Source organism: Agaricicola taiwanensis (assembly GCF_014635245.1).
Classification (GTDB): Bacteria; Pseudomonadota; Alphaproteobacteria; order Rhizobiales; family Methylopilaceae; genus Agaricicola; species Agaricicola taiwanensis.
Genome location: NZ_BMCP01000001.1, coordinates 421,305 through 437,750 on the forward strand (window position 1 = coordinate 421,305; position 16,446 = coordinate 437,750).

19 protein-coding genes are annotated in these 16,446 nt (G+C 64.2%); 12 read left to right on the forward strand and 7 right to left on the reverse strand.

Annotated elements, in window-relative coordinates; all coding sequences use genetic code 11:
• The first annotated feature begins 33 nt into the window (after positions 1-33).
• The gene (gene fliK / locus IEV58_RS02005) at positions 34-2,016 is read left to right on the forward strand and encodes a flagellar hook-length control protein FliK (protein WP_188408025.1); all 1,983 of its coding nucleotides are present in this window, start codon (positions 34-36) and stop codon (positions 2,014-2,016) included.
• A complete protein-coding gene (locus IEV58_RS02010) occupies positions 2,013-2,333 on the forward strand; it encodes an EscU/YscU/HrcU family type III secretion system export apparatus switch protein (protein WP_188408026.1) in 321 nt (106 codons plus the stop codon). The genes fliK and IEV58_RS02010 overlap by 4 nt, the downstream gene beginning before the upstream one ends.
• Before the next feature lie 251 nt (positions 2,334-2,584).
• Here IEV58_RS02010 and IEV58_RS02015 read toward each other — a convergent pair whose 3' ends face one another.
• The 6 genes from IEV58_RS02015 to IEV58_RS02040 form a co-directional block, all read right to left on the reverse strand.
• Positions 2,585-2,878 (reverse strand): HPr family phosphocarrier protein, encoded by a 294-nt coding sequence (locus IEV58_RS02015; protein ID WP_188408027.1) that lies wholly within the window; start codon positions 2,876-2,878, stop codon positions 2,585-2,587.
• A complete protein-coding gene (locus IEV58_RS02020; protein WP_188408028.1) occupies positions 2,875-3,276 on the reverse strand; it encodes a PTS sugar transporter subunit IIA in 402 nt (133 codons plus the stop codon). Before IEV58_RS02020 ends, IEV58_RS02015 begins: the two co-directional genes overlap by 4 nt.
• A gap of 122 nt (positions 3,277-3,398) precedes the next feature.
• Positions 3,399-3,848, reverse strand: coding sequence for an HPr kinase/phosphorylase (locus IEV58_RS02025; protein WP_188408029.1), 450 nt, complete (start codon positions 3,846-3,848; stop codon positions 3,399-3,401).
• Complete coding sequence (locus tag IEV58_RS02030; RefSeq protein WP_188408030.1) at positions 3,845-5,623, reverse strand: sensor histidine kinase; 1,779 nt, start codon at positions 5,621-5,623, stop codon at positions 3,845-3,847. The genes IEV58_RS02025 and IEV58_RS02030 overlap by 4 nt, the downstream gene beginning before the upstream one ends.
• A gap of 36 nt (positions 5,624-5,659) precedes the next feature.
• The gene (locus tag IEV58_RS02035) at positions 5,660-6,358 is read right to left on the reverse strand and encodes a response regulator transcription factor (protein WP_188408031.1); all 699 of its coding nucleotides are present in this window, start codon (positions 6,356-6,358) and stop codon (positions 5,660-5,662) included.
• A gap of 150 nt (positions 6,359-6,508) precedes the next feature.
• A complete protein-coding gene (locus IEV58_RS02040; protein ID WP_229729125.1) occupies positions 6,509-7,174 on the reverse strand; it encodes a Crp/Fnr family transcriptional regulator in 666 nt (221 codons plus the stop codon).
• 189 nt (positions 7,175-7,363) lie between these two features.
• On the opposite strand from IEV58_RS02040, the gene IEV58_RS02045 reads away from it, so the two are divergent.
• A complete protein-coding gene (locus IEV58_RS02045; protein WP_188408033.1) occupies positions 7,364-8,383 on the forward strand; it encodes a PAS domain-containing protein in 1,020 nt (339 codons plus the stop codon).
• Positions 8,384-8,538: 155 nt separating this feature from the next.
• The gene (locus IEV58_RS02050) at positions 8,539-10,152 is read left to right on the forward strand and encodes a phosphoenolpyruvate carboxykinase (protein ID WP_188408034.1); all 1,614 of its coding nucleotides are present in this window, start codon (positions 8,539-8,541) and stop codon (positions 10,150-10,152) included.
• 85 nt (positions 10,153-10,237) lie between these two features.
• On the opposite strand, the gene IEV58_RS18315 is transcribed toward IEV58_RS02050, so the two are convergent.
• On the reverse strand, positions 10,238-10,366 hold the full coding sequence (locus tag IEV58_RS18315; protein ID WP_268235562.1) for a hypothetical protein: 129 nt from the start codon (positions 10,364-10,366) through the stop codon (positions 10,238-10,240).
• Positions 10,367-10,594: 228 nt separating this feature from the next.
• Here IEV58_RS18315 and msrP point away from each other — a divergent pair, with 228 nt between their 5' ends.
• The 8 genes from msrP (at position 10,595) to IEV58_RS02090 (ending at position 16,439) form a co-directional block, all read left to right on the forward strand.
• Positions 10,595-11,551: a protein-methionine-sulfoxide reductase catalytic subunit MsrP gene (gene msrP / locus IEV58_RS02055; protein WP_188408035.1), complete on the forward strand. Its 957-nt coding sequence runs from the start codon at positions 10,595-10,597 to the stop codon at positions 11,549-11,551.
• Between the two features lie 8 nt (positions 11,552-11,559).
• Entirely contained in the window at positions 11,560-12,228 is a 669-nt protein-coding gene (gene msrQ / locus IEV58_RS02060; RefSeq protein ID WP_229729126.1) for a protein-methionine-sulfoxide reductase heme-binding subunit MsrQ, read from the forward strand.
• A 156-nt stretch (positions 12,229-12,384) separates the two neighbouring features.
• Positions 12,385-13,893, forward strand: coding sequence for a signal recognition particle protein (gene ffh, locus IEV58_RS02065; protein ID WP_188408036.1), 1,509 nt, complete (start codon positions 12,385-12,387; stop codon positions 13,891-13,893).
• A gap of 32 nt (positions 13,894-13,925) precedes the next feature.
• Positions 13,926-14,309, forward strand: a complete 384-nt coding sequence (rpsP, locus tag IEV58_RS02070; protein WP_188408037.1) for a 30S ribosomal protein S16 — start codon at positions 13,926-13,928, stop codon at positions 14,307-14,309.
• Positions 14,310-14,412: 103 nt separating this feature from the next.
• Positions 14,413-14,937 carry a ribosome maturation factor RimM gene (gene rimM, locus IEV58_RS02075; protein ID WP_188408038.1) on the forward strand — a complete coding sequence of 175 codons (525 nt, stop codon included), beginning with the start codon at positions 14,413-14,415 and terminating at the stop codon, positions 14,935-14,937.
• On the forward strand, positions 14,934-15,665 hold the full coding sequence (gene trmD / locus IEV58_RS02080; protein ID WP_188408039.1) for a tRNA (guanosine(37)-N1)-methyltransferase TrmD: 732 nt from the start codon (positions 14,934-14,936) through the stop codon (positions 15,663-15,665). The genes rimM and trmD overlap by 4 nt, the downstream gene beginning before the upstream one ends.
• A 77-nt stretch (positions 15,666-15,742) precedes the next feature.
• Positions 15,743-16,138 (forward strand): 50S ribosomal protein L19, encoded by a 396-nt coding sequence (rplS, locus tag IEV58_RS02085; protein ID WP_188408040.1) that lies wholly within the window; start codon positions 15,743-15,745, stop codon positions 16,136-16,138.
• Between the two features lie 133 nt (positions 16,139-16,271).
• Complete coding sequence (locus tag IEV58_RS02090) at positions 16,272-16,439, forward strand: hypothetical protein (protein ID WP_188408041.1); 168 nt, start codon at positions 16,272-16,274, stop codon at positions 16,437-16,439.
• The last annotated feature ends 7 nt before the right edge of the window (positions 16,440-16,446 follow it).

Genomic DNA, 16,446 nt, shown 5'->3' on the forward strand with positions numbered 1-16,446 from the left:
TAAAATAGCCGATGCTCCTCTTGGAGAAGATCGGTGAGCGACGCCAGCATTCTGTCCAATCTCGCGTCCCAGGCCTCCGGCGGCCAGGCAGCGTCTGTGCCGGTCCTGAAGGCCGGCCAGGTGGTGGCTGCCCAGGTGCTCGCCCTGATGAAGGACGGGATTGTGCGGCTCGCTCTGCCGCAGGGCACCATTGATGTCGTGCCACCAATGCCGCTCACACAGGGCGCCGGCGTCAAGCTCGAGGTTGTCAAAACCGGCGCGGAACTCGTCCTGCGGCTGATCGATCCCGAGGCGGTTCCGGATCAACCGGCCAAGCCGGCTGCCTTGCCTGCTGCTCCTCTTCCCGCCCCGCAGACCGGCGCCGCCATGGCCAATCCGGCACGTCCCGGGGTCTCCGCACCCGTGCTGCCGCAAAACATCCCGGTCGATCTGCCGGCGGGGCTCGAGCCGGAGCTGAAACCGACCGCAGGACGTCCGATCGAGGGGCGGGTCATCGCGCTCGATCAGAAGGGGGCCGTGCGGATCGCGACCCCACAGGGCGATCTCACGGTCAATGTCCGCCTGCCGGTGCCTCTGGGCGCGGCGGTGCGCATCGAGGCGCCCCAGCGCGGCACGCCGATGCTGTCGGTAATTTCGGCCTCGTCCCCTGCCGTGCCGGGTCCCGCCACTGTTTCCGCGCCTGTCCTGCCCGGCACTGGGCAGGCCGTCACGCCGCGGCCGGCCGCGGTACACGCGCCCGCTCCTGGCGCGACGGTGACGCCCGTAAGCCTGGCGCTGCCGTCATCACCTGCACCACCCGCCACTGTCGTGACGGCGCAGCTGGCGAGCCCCTCGCCTGCCTTGGCGACGTCACCCGGAAGCGCACCTGTGTTACCCGCTTCAGCACTGGCAAACGGGTCGGCGCCCGTCGTCGCGGCGGCAGCGCCGCCGTCGGCAGTCCGGACCTTGCCTGCATCGCCGGTCGCTGCGGCTCCGCTGCCATCGGGACCGATGCGGATTATTCTGCTTCCCGCCCTGCAGACCGCCATGGGCCAGCAGCAGGGTATGGCGCCGCTGATGGCGAACCTTGAAGCCGCCGCAGCCCCGTCGGCATCGTCCCTATCGGCGCCGCCCCCACCTGCGCCGTCCTCACCGATTGCCTCGTCCACGGCCGTGCTCGACGCTCCAGGCGCGGAGCGCGCGGTTCCGGCGCTGCCACCCACGATCGCTGCCGCCGCTGCCAAGGTCCTGGGCGCGCGACTGCCGTTGGACCGGCCGGTCACGGGTGAGGACATTGCCCGCGCCCTCGCCGATTCCGGTGTCATGTTTGAAGCCAAGCTTGCAGCCGGTGCGCCGCCAGCCCAGGTCGCCGGCGACCTCAAGGGCGCCCTGCTGCTGCTGCGCAATGCCCTGAAATCCTTCCTGGGCGATACGGCCATGGCGGGACCGGAAGCACTCGCCACGTCCAAGGATGCGCCATCACCGCCCCTGCGCGGCGACCCGCCTTCCGCGCAACGGCCCGCGACAGCGACCATCGACGCCGAAGCCGCGCCGGAGGAGATCGGACGGACCCTCTTGCAACAGACCGAAGGTGCGCTGGCGCGCACCCGCCTGTCGCAGATCGCGTCCCTTCCCGATGACAGCACGCCGCTCAAACCCGCGGGGCCTGCACCCCTTCACGTCGAGATACCGGTCGTCCTCGGCCAGCAGAATGCCGTGGCGCAGTTCACGGTTGAGCGCGATGGAAGCGGCCGTGCCGATGAGGCCAGAACCGGCTCGCTCTGGCGCATGCGCTTTGCACTCGATGTCGAGCCGATGGGGCCGGTGCATGCGCTGGTCACCCTGCGCGGCGAGGCGGCAACAGTGACGCTTTGGGCAGAACGCCCGGAGACGGCAAGTGAGCTTTCCGCCGCCAGCTCCGATTTGCGCCGCTCGCTGGATGATGCGGCCTTCGCCGTGGAGGATGTTGTTGTGCGGCGTGGAGCGCCGCCGAAGCCCGCCCGCCCACCGGGCGGCATGCTGGACCGCCGCACATGAGCGCCCGCAACAGGCCGCCGCTCGCAATCGCGCTGAGATACGAAGCGCCGAACGCCCCCCGGGTGGTGGCCAAGGGCACCGGCACCATTGCCGAGCGGATCATCGAGACCGCGCAGGAGGCAGGCGTTCCGGTGGAGGAGAACGACGGACTGGCGGTAGCACTCTCGACCGTCGAGCTGGACCAGGAGATCCCGCCGGCGCTCTATCGCGCCGTGGCTGAAGTCATCGCGTTCGTGCTGCGAACCGCGGCCACATCCGACCGGGGATCGGTCGGCTCAGCGACTTCGGGCGCCGCTGGCGGCGACGCCTCCGGCTGAACAGGCGCTTCGAGACCCCGCTGACCGAACGAAAGCGCCATCCCGATGGCAAGAATGCCGCCCAGACGATCCTGGGCGAATGCATGATGCGGCAAAACCGCGATGGCGAAAGCCACGGCGAATATGCGAGCGGACATCTCTCCTCGGCTCCCCAGCCAGTCTTCAGGGAGAGAGTGCCATGGTGCTCCTCACGGCCCGGTTCAAAATGATATTAAAAGTTGAGGGAAAGCGGCGGGATAGTTACGCGCGGCTCATTCTTCTTCGCCGAAGCGGCTGCTGATGAGCGCCTCAAGTGCGTCCAGCGCCTCGGCGGCCTGAGTTCCGCTGGCCGTCACCGTAATGGTGGTGCCGGGCGCGGCCGCAAGCATCATCAGGCCCATGATGGAGCTGCCGCCTACGGTCTCGCCTCCGCGCGATACCTGTACGGCACAGTCATAGCCCTCGACACATTTCACGAATTTGACAGAAGCCCGCGCGTGAAGGCCGCGCTTGTTGATGATCAGAAATTCCCGGGTCTGCGCCTTCGTGGCGGTGTCTGTTGTCATTTCCCGGACAACACCCTGCTGGCCACATTGATATATTTGCGCCCGGCATCCTGCGCCTGCGCCACGGCCTCAGTCAGCGAAACGTCGTCGCGCACACTTGCCAGCTTGATCAGCATGGGCAGGTTGATGCCCGCAATGACCTCGACCGTGCGGCCGCCCATGCAGGAGATGGCGAGATTGGATGGTGTACCTCCGAACATGTCGGTCAGAACGACCACGCCGTCGCCGGAATCAGCCGTCGCCACCGCGGCCATGATGTCCTGGCGGCGGCTCTCCATGTCATCTTCCGGACCAATTGTTATGGTCTCCAACTGGCTTTGCGGGCCGACGACATGCTCGAGAGCAGCGCGGAATTCGCGAGCCAGATTACCGTGTGTAACTAGAACGAGGCCGATCATTCAGGTCTCCGACGCACCCGCGCTTCTGACGCGGCGCGTCTGATCCGAGCTTCAGACAAGGCGCGCATGATTCGCATGTTGCGCTGCCAAAGCAAGAGGCAAGAATGCCCGAGATTTCATCATCAGCTTGATGAAATTGTTCCGAGCGCGACCGGAATCAAGCGGCGGGCTGCTTCAGGGCTGGCATGCAAAAGCGGCAGGTGAACGCCGAACATTGTGATGAATGCGGCATTTTTGTCCTGTAGACGAGGCATCTGACCCTCCGGCACCAGGTCAACCACCAGCCGGATCACGGCTGCTTTTGCATGCGGCAATGTGACCACATCAAGCCCGCGTGCCTCGATCATTCCCGCCAAACCAACGGGCGCATGGGCAATGATACGCCCATTGTGCTCTGCAATATGGACGCGGTCGTCGGCCACCAGCCGTGCGAAAGCGCGCCGCGCCTTGGCGTCCTGCAACAGCTCCAGCAACAGTTTTGATTTTCCTGACCCCGATGGTCCCCGTACCAGAACACCCGCGCCTCCGAGCAGCAGGCAGCACGCATGGATCGTAGGGGCGGGCGGCCTCATGTGTTCGCGGCGGGCAGGCGCACGTGGAAGCGTGCGCCGACGATGGTCGGAACGCCCTCGGCATCATGGGCGCCCAGGCGGTTCTCCGCCCAGACGCGGCCGCCGTGAGCTTCCACGATCTGCTTTGAGATGGAGAGACCAAGCCCCGAGTTCTGCCCGAAGCCTTCGCCGGGCCGGTCCGTGTAGAAGCGTTCGAAGATCCGGTCGAGAGCGTCCGGCCGGATGCCCGGGCCGTCGTCCTCCACCGCGATCTCCACCTCGCCCCGAACCCGGCGCAGGATCACCCGCACCTCGCCTCCCGCGGGCGAGAACGACCGCGCGTTCTCCACGAGGTTGGTGACGACCTGGCCAAGCCGGGAATCGTGCCCCAGCACATAATAGCCATCGCGCCCGCCGGAGATCTGCGCCTGCTTCATCGTGATGCGGACGCCATCTTCCCGTTTGATCTCATTCTGAAGGTCGGTCACGGCCTTGAGAAGCGTGACGAGATCCATCAGTTCGGCGTCCTGGCGCTGCAACTCGGCGTCGAGCCGCGATGCGTCGGAAATGTCTGTGATGAGACGGTCCAGCCGGCGCACATCATGCTGAATGACGTTGAGCAGCCGTCCGCGCGCATCATCGGTCTTCGCCAGCGGCAGCGTTTCGACGGCGGAGCGCAGGGAGGTCAGGGGATTTTTCAGTTCATGCGACACATCGGCCGCGAAGCTCTCGATGGCTTCGATGCGATTGTAGAGCGTGCGGGTCATGTCGCGCAGGGCACGCGACAGATGTCCGATCTCGTCCGAACGTTCGCTGAAATCAGGGATCTCGGTCCGCTGCTTCACACGCCGCCGCACGTGGTCGGCGGCATCCGCCAAACGCCGGACGGGGCCTGCGATCGTGCCTGCAAGCAGCACCGACAGCACCACCATGACGGCGGCAGCGACGAGGAAGACCCGGACGATGGCGATGCGCTCGGCTTGGACGATGGCGTCGATGTCGCCCCCTTGTGTCGACAGCAGCAAGGCTCCCGTGACCGCGCGAAAGCGCTGGATGGGAACGGCAACGGACACGATGATCTTGCCGCGCTCGTCCTGTCGCACGATGGAGGCGGGCGAACCTGCCAGGGCGCGGGCGACTTCCGGATAACCCCGCCCATTGGCGGTGCCGAGTTCCTCGTAGGTGGGAAGGTCGGAACTGGCGAACCAGCTCTGCACGCCGTTCCAGACCCTGACCGGCCAGGACGGCTGCTGCTCCACCGGTGGCGGAAGGTCGAAGCGCAGAATGTCGCCGCGGGCATAGAGGCTGCGGCTGTCCAAAAGGATCTGCCCTTCCCGGTCATAGATGCGGGCCCGGGTGCGCGTCGGTGTCACCAGCCGGCGCAACACCGGCGCGACGCGCTCGGGGTTGATGGGAAATTCCAGCGCGGACAGGCTGTCCTCATAGGGCTGGAGGCTTTCTCCCGCCTGCAGTTCCAGCAGCTTGTTGGGATCGATCCAGATCGAGTTGGTGTCGATGGTGGCAGAGGCGGCGATGGCGCCGGCGATGATCTCGCCCTGCGTCAACAGGCTCTGCACCCGGGCATCGATCAGGCCGGCCCGGAACTGATTGAGGTAGAGAATACCCGACAGGAGCGCGACAAGGCCGGCGATGTTGAGCAGGACGATGCGTCGGGTCAGGCTCGAGACGCCGAGGAAGGACAGCCAACGTACGGCACGCCAAAGCCGCGCTCCGATGCCAGGGCGCGGTTCGGCCGTATCCGTCGTGATGTCGGCGCCGTCAACTTCGGCGGTCATGCTTCATGTCCAGTCAAAAGCCGGCAGTGAGCCCGCTCAGCCTTCTTTGAAGCGATAGCCCACGCCATAAAGTGTTTCGATCATATCGAACGCGTCGTCCACCACCTTGAACTTTTTACGCAGCCTCTTGATGTGGCTGTCGATGGTGCGATCGTCCACATAGACCTGATCGTCATAGGCCGCATCCATGAGGGCGTTGCGGCTTTTCACCACGCCGGGGCGCTGGGCCAGCGCCTGCAGGATCAGAAATTCCGTCACCGTCAGCGTCACCGCCTGCCCGTTCCAGGTGCAGGTGTGCCGTTCAGGGTCCATCACCAGGGCGCCGCGTTCGAGCACCTTGGCGGCGTCATGGGCCTTGGGGGTGGTATCGCGCGGACTGAAGCGCCGGAGCACGGCCTTCACGCGCTCCACCAGGAGCCGCTGCGAGAACGGCTTATGGATGAAGTCGTCGGCGCCCATCTTGAGGCCGAACAATTCGTCGATCTCCTCGTCTTTCGACGTGAGGAAGATCACCGGCATCTCCGACTTCTGCCGGAGGCGGCGGAGGAGTTCCATCCCATCCATGCGGGGCATCTTGATGTCGAGAATGGCGAGATCCGGCGGATCGACCTTGAAGCCGTCGAGCGCGGAAGCGCCATCGGTATAGGTCTGGATACGATATCCCTCGGCCTCAAGCGCGATCGACACCGACGTCAGGATGTTGCGGTCGTCATCGACCAAGGCGATTGTTGGCATGTCTCAAAGGTTCCATGTCATTTGCGAGGGACTTGAAGCGAAGCCGGGTGGCCGAAATGTGGCCGCTCCCCCGAGATTATCAAGGCAGGAGTGCAGACCCATACTGTTTCGCGCAGCAATCGACCGGTCTCACGGAAGCATTTCGGCCGGTCAGATGATCGGGCGGGGGGCAAGATCATCCTGCTCGTATTGGGCAAAGCGCGCGAGGCCTTCTGGATCGTGAATCACGATGGAGCCGTTGGGAATGCTGAAGAATCCAAGCCGCTTCAGCCGGGCGATGGTCTTGTTGGTGTGGACCAGCGACATGCCTAATGCGTCCCCGATGTGCGTCTGATTCACCGGAAACAGGAAGCTGTTTTTGGTGACGAGGCCGAGCACATCGGCGCGGCGATAAAGCGTGTAGATGAAGGCGGCCACACGTTCGGCCGCGCCGCGCTGGCCCACCGTGGTCAGATTGTCATCGACGATGCTTTGCTCGCGCGCGCCGAGCCAGGTCAGCTCATAGGCAAGCTTCGGCATGTCACCGAACACCTGGAGAAGCCGATTGCGGGGATGAACGCAGAGTTCGACGGCCGTCAGAGCCTCCACGCCATGCTCGGCGGGATCGAGCAAGGAGGATTGCAGCCCGATCAGGTCACCCGGCAGCAGGAAGTTCAGGATCTGCCGGCGGCCGTCCGGAAGCTCCTGATAGCGAAACGCCCAGCCGGCGAACAGCGTGTAAACCTCGGCGTCTTCCTGGCCCGGGTGGATGATATCGGTACCGGCCGCAACGCGGATGTGGTCGCGCTTGAGGCTGTTGATGTACTCGATTTCCACTTCGGACTTCGGGACGAAAGCTGGGCGGGTCCGCAGGGGGCACTCCGTGCAACGCACCCGCATTATTCACCTCTTTGATGATCGCGCACCGTGTGCCTCAAAATTGCCGAACCTTTCCCGCCAGGTCGCAGTTATGCAGAATAACGATACTTCGGTCCCGAAGGTTCCTCTTCCCATCAGGCTTTATGGATGTCCTTTCCGTCTTTCGCTGCCAGACTGATCGCCTCCGCGTCCGCGGCCCTGTCGCGTGGAGATGACGACCTGGAGGCGCTCGAAGGGCTGGATGCGGCCATGGTGGTTGTCGATGCCACGGCTCCCGATCGGCCGCTCGTCTATACCAATCGTTCCTTCCGGAGCCTCACGGGATATGAGAACGAGGAGATCGTCGGCCGCAACTGCCGTTTTCTTCAGGGCGAGGAAACCGACCCGCGCGACCGTGCCAAGTTCCGGGAGGGCGTCGAGGCCGGCAAAACCTTTCAGATCACGCTGACAAACCATCGCAAGGACGGCTCGACCTTCCGCAACCAGGTGTTTGTCTCGCCTGTCCGCGACGGCGGCGACGTGGTCACGCATTTCATCGGTCTTCTCGTGCCGGTCGATGACGAGGAGCAGAACAACAGGATCGCCGAACTCCGCCATCGCATGAAGAATCACATCCAGTCGCTGACCAGCCTGGTCAGCCTACAAAGCCGCAGGGTGGAGGGCGAGGAAGGCCGCCGTGCGCTGGAGGATCTGAAGGCGCGCGTGGATACGCTCGGCGCGATCTTCGTGGAGCTGGAGACAAGCGGCACGGGCGATGTTGTGGCGCTGGATCCCTTCATCAAGATGCTGGTAAAGCGCATCCAGCAAGGTTTTGATCCCGCTGAAAATCATCGCATCGTGTTCGATCTCGTGCCGCTCGCCATTCATCGCTCCAGGGCCGCGATCGTCGGCCAGATCGTCACCGAGCTCCTGATCAACGTTTACCGCCACGCCTTTGTCGATCAGCCGGCCGGCACCATTCGCGTCAGCCTCAGGCAAAATGGCGGTCAGGTGGAGCTGGCGGTCGCCGACAACGGGAGCGGTCCTGGCGACAAGTCAAAGACAAAGACGCTGGGACTTGCTATTGTAAGCAACCTCGCCCGGAGTCTTGACGGAACGTTCGAGCCGATGTCTTCCACGGGTTTCGTGGCCCGCCTCAGCTTCCCGCTGGAGGCGCCCACCGCCTGATTTTGGAAGACATTTTTGCCCGGAGACAAGGGAGAGGCCTTGCGGGCAGTGCGTGCATTCTTTAGGAAGGCCGCGAAGTTTAAGCAGCCGTTACCGACGGCAGGATGACAGCAGTTGAACACGTGGCCCCTTGAAGGCCTCGGAGGGAAAAGTCCATGAAGCAGGATGGCGTATGGAACCGCGCACTGGGTGCGGATGCCTTCGGTTTTGAGCAGCTCGAAGCCGTGCATTGGAATCTCCTGGAGCCGCGTCTTTACGAGGAGAGCATCCGCCGCAACGAAGCGCGCTTGGCCGCTGGTGGTGCGCTGGTCGCCGACACCGGCAGCCATACCGGCCGTTCGCCCAAGGACAAGTTCGTCGTCCGTGACGAACTGACCGAAGACACCATCTGGTGGGACAACTCGGGCGGCATCACCGCCGAGCAGTTTGAAACCCTCCGCAAGGATTTCATCGCTCATGCTCGCGGTAAGGAGCTCTTCGCGCAGGATCTCCAGGGCGGCGCCGATCCCGAGCATCGCATCAAGGTGCGCGTCTTCACCGAATTTGCCTGGCACTCGCTGTTCATCCGCAATCTGCTGATCCGTCCGGACCGCTCATCCCTGACCCAGTTCGAGCCCGAGCTCACCATCGTCGACCTCCCCAGTTTCCGGGCCGATCCGGCCCGTCACGGCTGCCGTTCGGAAACCGTGATCGCGCTCGACCTCGCACGCGGCATCGTTCTCATCGGCGGCAGCCAATACGCCGGCGAAATGAAGAAGTCGGTCTTCTCGGTTCTCAACTACGTCCTGCCGGCAAAGGGCGTCATGCCCATGCATTGCTCCGCCAATGTGGGTGACGCCGGTGACACGGCGGTCTTCTTCGGCCTCTCCGGCACGGGCAAGACCACGCTTTCGGCAGATGCATCGCGCACCCTTGTGGGCGACGACGAGCATGGCTGGAGCGAGAGCGGCATCTTCAACTTCGAAGGCGGCTGCTACGCCAAGACCATTCGCCTGTCGGCCGAGGCGGAGCCTGAGATCTACGCCACCACCAAGCGTTTCGGCACCGTGCTGGAAAACGTCACGCTCGATCCGGAAACCCGCGTTCCCGATTTTGATGACGGCTCGCGCACCGAAAACACCCGCTGCGCCTATCCGCTGCACTTCATCCCCAATGCCAGCGCCACGGGCCGCGCTCCGCATCCCAAGAACATCGTGATGCTGACCGCCGACGCCTTCGGTGTCATGCCGCCCATTGCCAAGCTGACGCCGGCGCAGGCCATGTACCACTTCCTCTCCGGCTACACCGCCAAGGTTGCCGGCACCGAGCGTGGCGTCACCGAGCCGCAGGCGACCTTCTCCACCTGCTTCGGCTCGCCGTTCATGCCGCGTCATCCGTCCGAGTACGGCGAGCTGTTGAAGAAGCTGATCGCCGAGCACGACGTCGATTGCTGGCTCGTCTCCACCGGTTGGACCGGCGGCCAGTATGGCGAAGGTCGCCGTATGCCCATCAAGGCGACACGCACGCTGCTCGCCGCGGCGCTGAACGGCTCGCTCAACAACGCCGATTTCCGCACCGATCCCTATTTTGGTTTCCAGGTGCCGAACTCGGTGCCGGGCGTGGAGCCGCACCTGCTGCACCCGCGCAAGACCTGGCGGGACAAGATGGCCTATGATGCCTCCGCCGCGAAACTGGTGAAGATGTTCCAGGACAACTTCGCCAAGTTCGAAGCCCATGTTGGCCCGGACGTGCTGGCTGCCGCGCCGGAAGTGCGGGCGGCCGCTGAATAAGGCCAAGGCCACCATACGAAAGCCCCGGACGAGTTCCGGGGCTTTTTTATTTCTGCCTGGGCCTCGCAGGGGAGGATGGGCGCAATCAGATGAGCGAGGGCGCCAGCGTATCGAGCGTCCAGGTGGCGGCGAGCAGGACAAGGCTCAGTCCGCCGAGGCGGGAATGCCAGCAAAAGAACAGGCGGGTCGGTCGGGGGTCAGTCAGATGCGTCATGGTCGAAACTCCGTCAGACAGGGTTCAAGGCCCTGCCGCCGGTGCGGCAGACGCCAGCCTTCTTGGCCAACGCTCGCCAATGATGCCTTCATCTTCTCGAAGGTCAAGAAAAATCCTTTTGTTTCAATAGTTTAAAAGTAGATGAATTCCAAGACGCGCGGGTTTGTGATTGTCTTTCCGGGACTTGATGGAGCAGGATGAGGCGCGCTGTCGCAGGAGCACTCATCGATGCCGAACCGCATTACGCCTTCTGAGATCTCGCCGAAGAGCATCTTCCTCAACCGCCGGGCGTTGATCGCCCAAGCGAGCGCGGCTTTGGCTCTTGGCGCCGCGGGTGTGCAGCCCGCCAGGGCAGCCATCACACCGCCGGGCAAGAACCCGTCCCTGCCGTCAAAGCCGAACCCGGCCTATTCCACCAAGGAGCAGGTGACGTCCTATGAGGATGTCACCAACTACAACAACTTCTATGAGTTCGGCACCGGCAAGGATGATCCCGCGGCCTATGCCGGTGATTTTCGCACACGCCCCTGGACGGTTGCCATCGAGGGCGAGGTGCAGAAGCCGCAGACACTTGGCATCGAAGACCTCCTCAAGCTCGCAGGTATGGAGGAGCGCATCTATCGCCTGCGCTGCGTCGAGGGCTGGTCCATGGTCATCCCGTGGATCGGCTATCCCTTGGCGGAACTGATCAAGCGCGCGGAGCCAACCGGCAAGGCGAAATATGTCGCCTTCGAAACCGCCGTCCAGGAGGACACCATGCCCGGCGTCCGCCGCGCGGTCCTCGATTGGCCCTATGTGGAGGGGTTGCGCATGGATGAGGCCATGCACCCGCTGACGCTGCTGGCCTTTGGCCTCTATGGTGAAGTGCTGCCCAATCAGAACGGCGCGCCGCTGCGCATCGTGGTGCCATGGAAGTATGGGTTCAAGTCGGTGAAATCGCTGGTGCGCATCCGCTTCACCGAGGAAGAGCCTCCGACCAGCTGGGTGAAATCGGCCGCGCAGGAATACGGCTTCTATGCAAATGTGAATCCCAACGTGCCGCATCCGCGCTGGAGCCAGGCCACCGAGCGCCGCATCGGGGAAGACGGCTTCTTTTCGCCGAAGCGCGAAACGATGCTTTTCAACGGCTATGCGGATGAGGTCGCCTCGCTCTATGCGGGCATGGATCTGAAGACGAACTATTGAGCATCACCATGAGCATGGCTGAGAGCCGTCCGGCTCCCAAGGAGCTGCCGCGCCGGCGTGGTCCTCAGGTCTTCGGCATTCCGTTCAATGTCTTCCGCGCCGGTGTCTTCCTTCTTGGGCTGTTCCCGCTCGCGCGCTGGCTCGTTCTTGGCTTCACCGGTGGGCTGACCGCCGATCCCATTTCCTTCCTCATCAAATCCGCCGGGACCTGGACCCTGGTCGTGCTCCTCGTCACGTTGGCGATCACGCCGCTGAGGGTCATCACCGGGCAGGCGGGCCTTGTTAAGGTCCGTCGCATGGCGGGCCTCTTCACCCTCTTCTACGCATCGCTGCATTTCATGAGCTACGTATGGTGGGATCAGTGGTTCAGCATCCCGGCCATCGCCGATGACATCCTCAAGCGGCCGTTCATCCTCGTCGGTTTCCTCGCCTTTCTGGCGCTGATCCCGCTGGGTGTCACTTCCACCAAGGGCTGGGTGCGCCGTCTTGGCGGCATGAACTGGCAAAGGCTGCATCGGCTGATCTATCCCATCGGAGCCCTTGCGCTTCTGCACCTGTGGTGGATCAGATCCGGCAAGAATGATTTTCTCGACGCCGGTGTCTATCTTGGCGTTCTGATCGCGCTTCTCGGCTGGCGGGTCTGGCATGCCTGGCGTCGCCGTGCCTCAATTTCTTGACTTTGGACCCCATGTGGCCTATCCACCGCCTGCTCTCATGAGCATGATGTGAAGGAGCCGCCGCTTCATCCTGCGAGGTGAAGGGGTCACCGCCCGACAGCGCGATGCGCCCTCGGGCGCGTTTTGCGTTGTGTCCGTGAGTTGCTGGAGACCTTGATGTTCGAAACACTTCAGGACCGCCTCGGCGGCATACTCGACAAACTGCGCGGCCGCGGCGCGCTATCGGAGGCTGATGTCTCCGAGGCCATGCGCGAGGTCCGGCGTGCGCTGCTCGAGGCTGACGTCGCGCTGGAAGTGGTGCGCACCTTCGTCGACAAGGTGAAGGAACGCGCCGTCGGCGTGGAGGTGGTGAAGTCGGTCACCCCCGGCCAGATGGTCGTCAAGATCGTTCATGACACGCTGGTGGAGACGCTGGGCAGCGAGGCCGACCCGATCAGCCTTGCCGCGGCCGCTCCGGTGCCGATCCTGATGGTGGGTCTCCAGGGCTCCGGCAAGACGACCACCACCGCCAAGATCGCCCGCCGTCTGGCGACCCGCGAAAAGCGTAAGGTGCTGATGGCCTCGCTGGACACGCGCCGTCCGGCCGCCATGGAACAGCTCGCCACCCTCGGCCGCCAGGTCGAGGTTGAGGTGCTGCCGATCGTCGCCGGCCAGTCGGCTGTGCAGATCGCCAATCGCGCCATGCAGGCCGCCCGTCTCGGCGGCTACGACGTGGTCATGCTCGATACCGCGGGCCGCACCACCGTCGATGAAGCGCTGATGGCCGAGGTCGCGGATGTCCGCCGCGCCACTAACCCGCATGAAGTGCTGCTGGTGGCCGATGCGCTCACCGGCCAGGACGCGGTCAACACCGCACGAGCCTTCGATACCGCGCTCGGCATCACCGGCATCGTCCTCACCCGCGTCGACGGTGATGGCCGCGGCGGCGCCGCGCTGTCCATGCGCGCCGTCACGGGCAAGCCCATCAAGCTGCTCGGCACCGGCGAAAAGGTCGATGCGCTGGAGGATTTCTCACCGCAGCGCCTGGCTGGCCGCATCCTCGGCATGGGCGACGTGGTCGCGCTTGTGGAGCGCGCCGCGGCGGAAATCGATCATGAAAAGGCGGCGCAGGCCGCCGAGAAGATGCGCAAGGGCCAGTTCGACCTGGAGGACCTGCGCGGTCAACTCGACCAGATGTCACGCATGGGCGGCATGAGCGGCATGATGAGCCTGATGCCCGGCATGGCGCAGATGAAGAAGCAGATGGCCGGCGCCAACCTGGACGACAGCCTGCTCAAGCGCCAGAAGGCGATTATCGACTCGATGACCCGCTCCGAGCGGCGCAACCCCGATCTCCTGAAGGCCAGCCGGAAAAAGCGTATCGCGGCGGGCTCGGGCACCAAGGTCGAGGAGGTCAACCGGCTGCTCAAGATGCATCGCCAGATGGCCGACGTCATGAAGATGCTGGGCAAGGGCAAGCGCGGACCGCTCGCCGGTCTCGGCGCCGCGCTCGGTCTCGGCAAGGGCGGCATGCCGCCTGTGCCGCCGGATGCTTTGAAGAACCTGGGCGGAGGACTGCCCGGAGGCGGCCTGCCGCCGAATTTTCCGGGAGCGCCTGGCGGAATGCCGGGCCTGCCACCGAATTTTCCCGGCCTCACGGGTGGGAAGAACCCCTTCAAGAAATGATCTGACAACCGACTGACATAAGGAAGAAAGCAATGTCCCTGAAGATCCGCCTGTCGCGCGGTGGCGCCAAGAAGCGTCCGTTCTACCGCATCGTCGTGGCCGACTCGCGCTCGCCGCGTGATGGCCGCTTCATCGATAAGATCGGCACCTACAACCCGCTCCTGCCCAAGGACGCCGAGCGCCTGACGCTCGACCTGGAAAAGGCCAAGGAGTGGCTGGCCAAGGGCGCGACCCCGACCGATCGTGTCCTGCGTTTCCTTGATGAAAAGGGTCTCGCCAAGCGTCCCGATCGCAACAACCCCAAGAAGGCCCTGCCGGGCAAGAAGGCACAGGAGCGCCTCGCCGAGCAGAAGGCCGCTGAAGAGGCGAATGCCGCTGCCGCCGCTGAGCCGGCCGAGGAAGCCTCCGCGGAGTGATCAGGCAAGCCCCGCGTCCGTGAGTTGCGGCGCGTGGCATTGATCGACCATGCTTATGGCCGGGCTTCTGCGCCCGGCCATTTCTGCTGAAGGACACCTTGTCATGACCTCACCTCTCGTTCTGGTCGCTGTGATCGGTGCGCCCCATGGCGTGCGGGGGGAAGTGCGAGTGAAGCCCTTTACCGAGGATGCTGAAGCGCTGAAGCGCTATGGACCGCTCGGGTTGGAAGATGGCCGCACGCTGAAGGTGAAGAGCCTGCGTGTCCAGAAGGACATGGCGGTGGTCCGCTTCGACGGCATCGACACGCGGGAAGCGGCCGCTGCCCTGACCAACGCCAGGCTTTTTGTGCCGCGCGAATGCCTGCCCGAGCCGGACGACGACGAGACCTTCCTGCACGCCGATCTCATCGGCCTCAGGGTGGAGAAGGAAGACGGCTCGACGGTGGGCGAGATCGTGGCTGTGCCCAATTTCGGCGCCGGCGACCTTTTGGAGGTTCGGCCTTCTGCCGGCGGCAAGACCATTTACCTGCCGTTCACGCTGGCCTTCGTTCCCACGGTGGATCTGGCCGGCGGGAAGGTCGTGGTCACGGAGGGCGCCTTCGGCGAAGCCGACGCTAGGGAACAATGAGTTTCCGCGCGAGCGTTCTCTCGCTTTACCCGGAGATGTTCCCCGGCCACCTCGGCCATTCCCTCGCCGGGGATGCCCTGCGAAAAGGCTTGTGGTCGCTGGAGGCACGCAACATCCGCGATCACGGCATAGGCAAGCACCGCGCGGTGGACGATACGCCGTTTGGCGGCGGCCCCGGCATGGTGCTGCGGCCGGACGTGTTGTCCGCCGCCCTGCAAGGGGCGGCACCTACGGGCGACCTGCGGCCAAAACTCGTCATGACCCCACGTGGCCGGCCGATATCGCAGGCGCTGGTGCGCCGCTGGGCCGCCGGCCCTGGCCTGGTGATCCTCTGCGGCCGCTTCGAGGGCATCGACGAGCGCGCGGTCGAGGCCCACGCACTTGAGGAAGTGTCCGTGGGTGACGTGGTGCTGGCCGGCGGGGAGGCCGCGGCGCTTCTCCTCCTCGATGCGGTGGTGCGGCTTCTGCCGGGTGTCATGGGGACGGAGGCCTCTGGCGAAGACGAGAGTTTCGAAAGCGGACTTTTGGAGCATCCGCAGTACACGCGGCCGGCCGACTGGGAGGGGATATCTGTTCCCGCCGTCCTGACCTCAGGCGATCACAAGGCCATTTTCCGTTGGCGGCAGCTCATGGCCCGCGCCGCGACGCGTATCCGCAGACCCGACCTTTGGGCAAAATATGTCGCAGAAGCGATGGGAGCCATCGACAAAGGCGACAAGATCACGTAAAGAGCCGCGACTTCACACCATCTGGAAACGGATGATCGGCGCCCCCCTCGTTGGAGCGCGGCGACGGAGAGACTGTTATGAACATTATCCTTGAGCTCGAAAACGAGCAGATTGCCAAGATTTCCGAACAGCGTGCTGTTCCCGAGTTCGCACCTGGCGATACGCTGCAGGTGAACGTGCGCGTTCGTGAAGGCGAGCGCACCCGTGTTCAGGCCTATGAAGGCGTGTGCATCGCCCGTTCCGGCGGCGGCATCCAGGAAAGCTTCACCGTGCGCAAGATCTCTTACGGCGAAGGCGTGGAGCGCGTGTTCCCGGTCTATTCGCCGCTGATCGACAGCATCAAGGTGCTGCGTCGCGGCAAGGTCCGCCGCGCCAAGCTCTACTATCTGCGTGACCGTCGTGGTAAGTCGGCGCGTATCGCCGAGAAGGTCGACCGCAGCCGTGGTCAGAAGGCCGAAGCCGCGGCGCAGTGAAGCCGCTTCGGGACTGATTGAAACGCGGCCTCAGAGCCGCGTTTTTTATTGCCCGGACGGCAGCTTTTGCGAACTGATGACAATGAGATGAAGGCTCATTGTCGGCGCAGATTGGAACTGCTATATTTTTGGCATGCGACAGGTGATTTTTGAGCATTGGCAGGTGATGGAGCGCACGGGGGCGAAGGCCCTCTGGGCGCGTACCACGCTGGATTTCGCTTCGCTCGACGACCACGCTCGCCTTCCGGCGCGCTTCTTCGGCCGGATGATCGCGTCGGATGCGTCAGGACTTAGCGGCTGATCTCCAC

What these genes read in the sequence shown, in the direction of transcription:
- IEV58_RS02010 (WP_188408026.1), top strand. Translation starts at nt 2,013, where the DNA reads ATGAGCGCCCGCAACAGGCCGCCGCTCGCAATCGCGCTGAGATACGAA.
- IEV58_RS02015 (WP_188408027.1), bottom strand. Translation starts at nt 2,878, where the DNA reads ATGACAACAGACACCGCCACGAAGGCGCAGACCCGGGAATTTCTGATC.
- IEV58_RS02020 (WP_188408028.1), bottom strand. Translation starts at nt 3,276, where the DNA reads ATGATCGGCCTCGTTCTAGTTACACACGGTAATCTGGCTCGCGAATTC.
- IEV58_RS02025 (WP_188408029.1), bottom strand. Translation starts at nt 3,848, where the DNA reads ATGAGGCCGCCCGCCCCTACGATCCATGCGTGCTGCCTGCTGCTCGGA.
- IEV58_RS02030 (WP_188408030.1), bottom strand. Translation starts at nt 5,623, where the DNA reads ATGACCGCCGAAGTTGACGGCGCCGACATCACGACGGATACGGCCGAA.
- IEV58_RS02035 (WP_188408031.1), bottom strand. Translation starts at nt 6,358, where the DNA reads ATGCCAACAATCGCCTTGGTCGATGACGACCGCAACATCCTGACGTCG.
- IEV58_RS02045 (WP_188408033.1), top strand. Translation starts at nt 7,364, where the DNA reads ATGTCCTTTCCGTCTTTCGCTGCCAGACTGATCGCCTCCGCGTCCGCG.
- IEV58_RS02050 (WP_188408034.1), top strand. Translation starts at nt 8,539, where the DNA reads ATGAAGCAGGATGGCGTATGGAACCGCGCACTGGGTGCGGATGCCTTC.
- IEV58_RS18315 (WP_268235562.1), bottom strand. Translation starts at nt 10,366, where the DNA reads ATGACGCATCTGACTGACCCCCGACCGACCCGCCTGTTCTTTTGCTGG.
- msrP (WP_188408035.1), top strand. Translation starts at nt 10,595, where the DNA reads ATGCCGAACCGCATTACGCCTTCTGAGATCTCGCCGAAGAGCATCTTC.
- msrQ (WP_229729126.1), top strand. Translation starts at nt 11,560, where the DNA reads ATGAGCATGGCTGAGAGCCGTCCGGCTCCCAAGGAGCTGCCGCGCCGG.
- ffh (WP_188408036.1), top strand. Translation starts at nt 12,385, where the DNA reads ATGTTCGAAACACTTCAGGACCGCCTCGGCGGCATACTCGACAAACTG.
- rpsP (WP_188408037.1), top strand. Translation starts at nt 13,926, where the DNA reads ATGTCCCTGAAGATCCGCCTGTCGCGCGGTGGCGCCAAGAAGCGTCCG.
- rimM (WP_188408038.1), top strand. Translation starts at nt 14,413, where the DNA reads ATGACCTCACCTCTCGTTCTGGTCGCTGTGATCGGTGCGCCCCATGGC.
- trmD (WP_188408039.1), top strand. Translation starts at nt 14,934, where the DNA reads ATGAGTTTCCGCGCGAGCGTTCTCTCGCTTTACCCGGAGATGTTCCCC.
- rplS (WP_188408040.1), top strand. Translation starts at nt 15,743, where the DNA reads ATGAACATTATCCTTGAGCTCGAAAACGAGCAGATTGCCAAGATTTCC.
- IEV58_RS02090 (WP_188408041.1), top strand. Translation starts at nt 16,272, where the DNA reads ATGCGACAGGTGATTTTTGAGCATTGGCAGGTGATGGAGCGCACGGGG.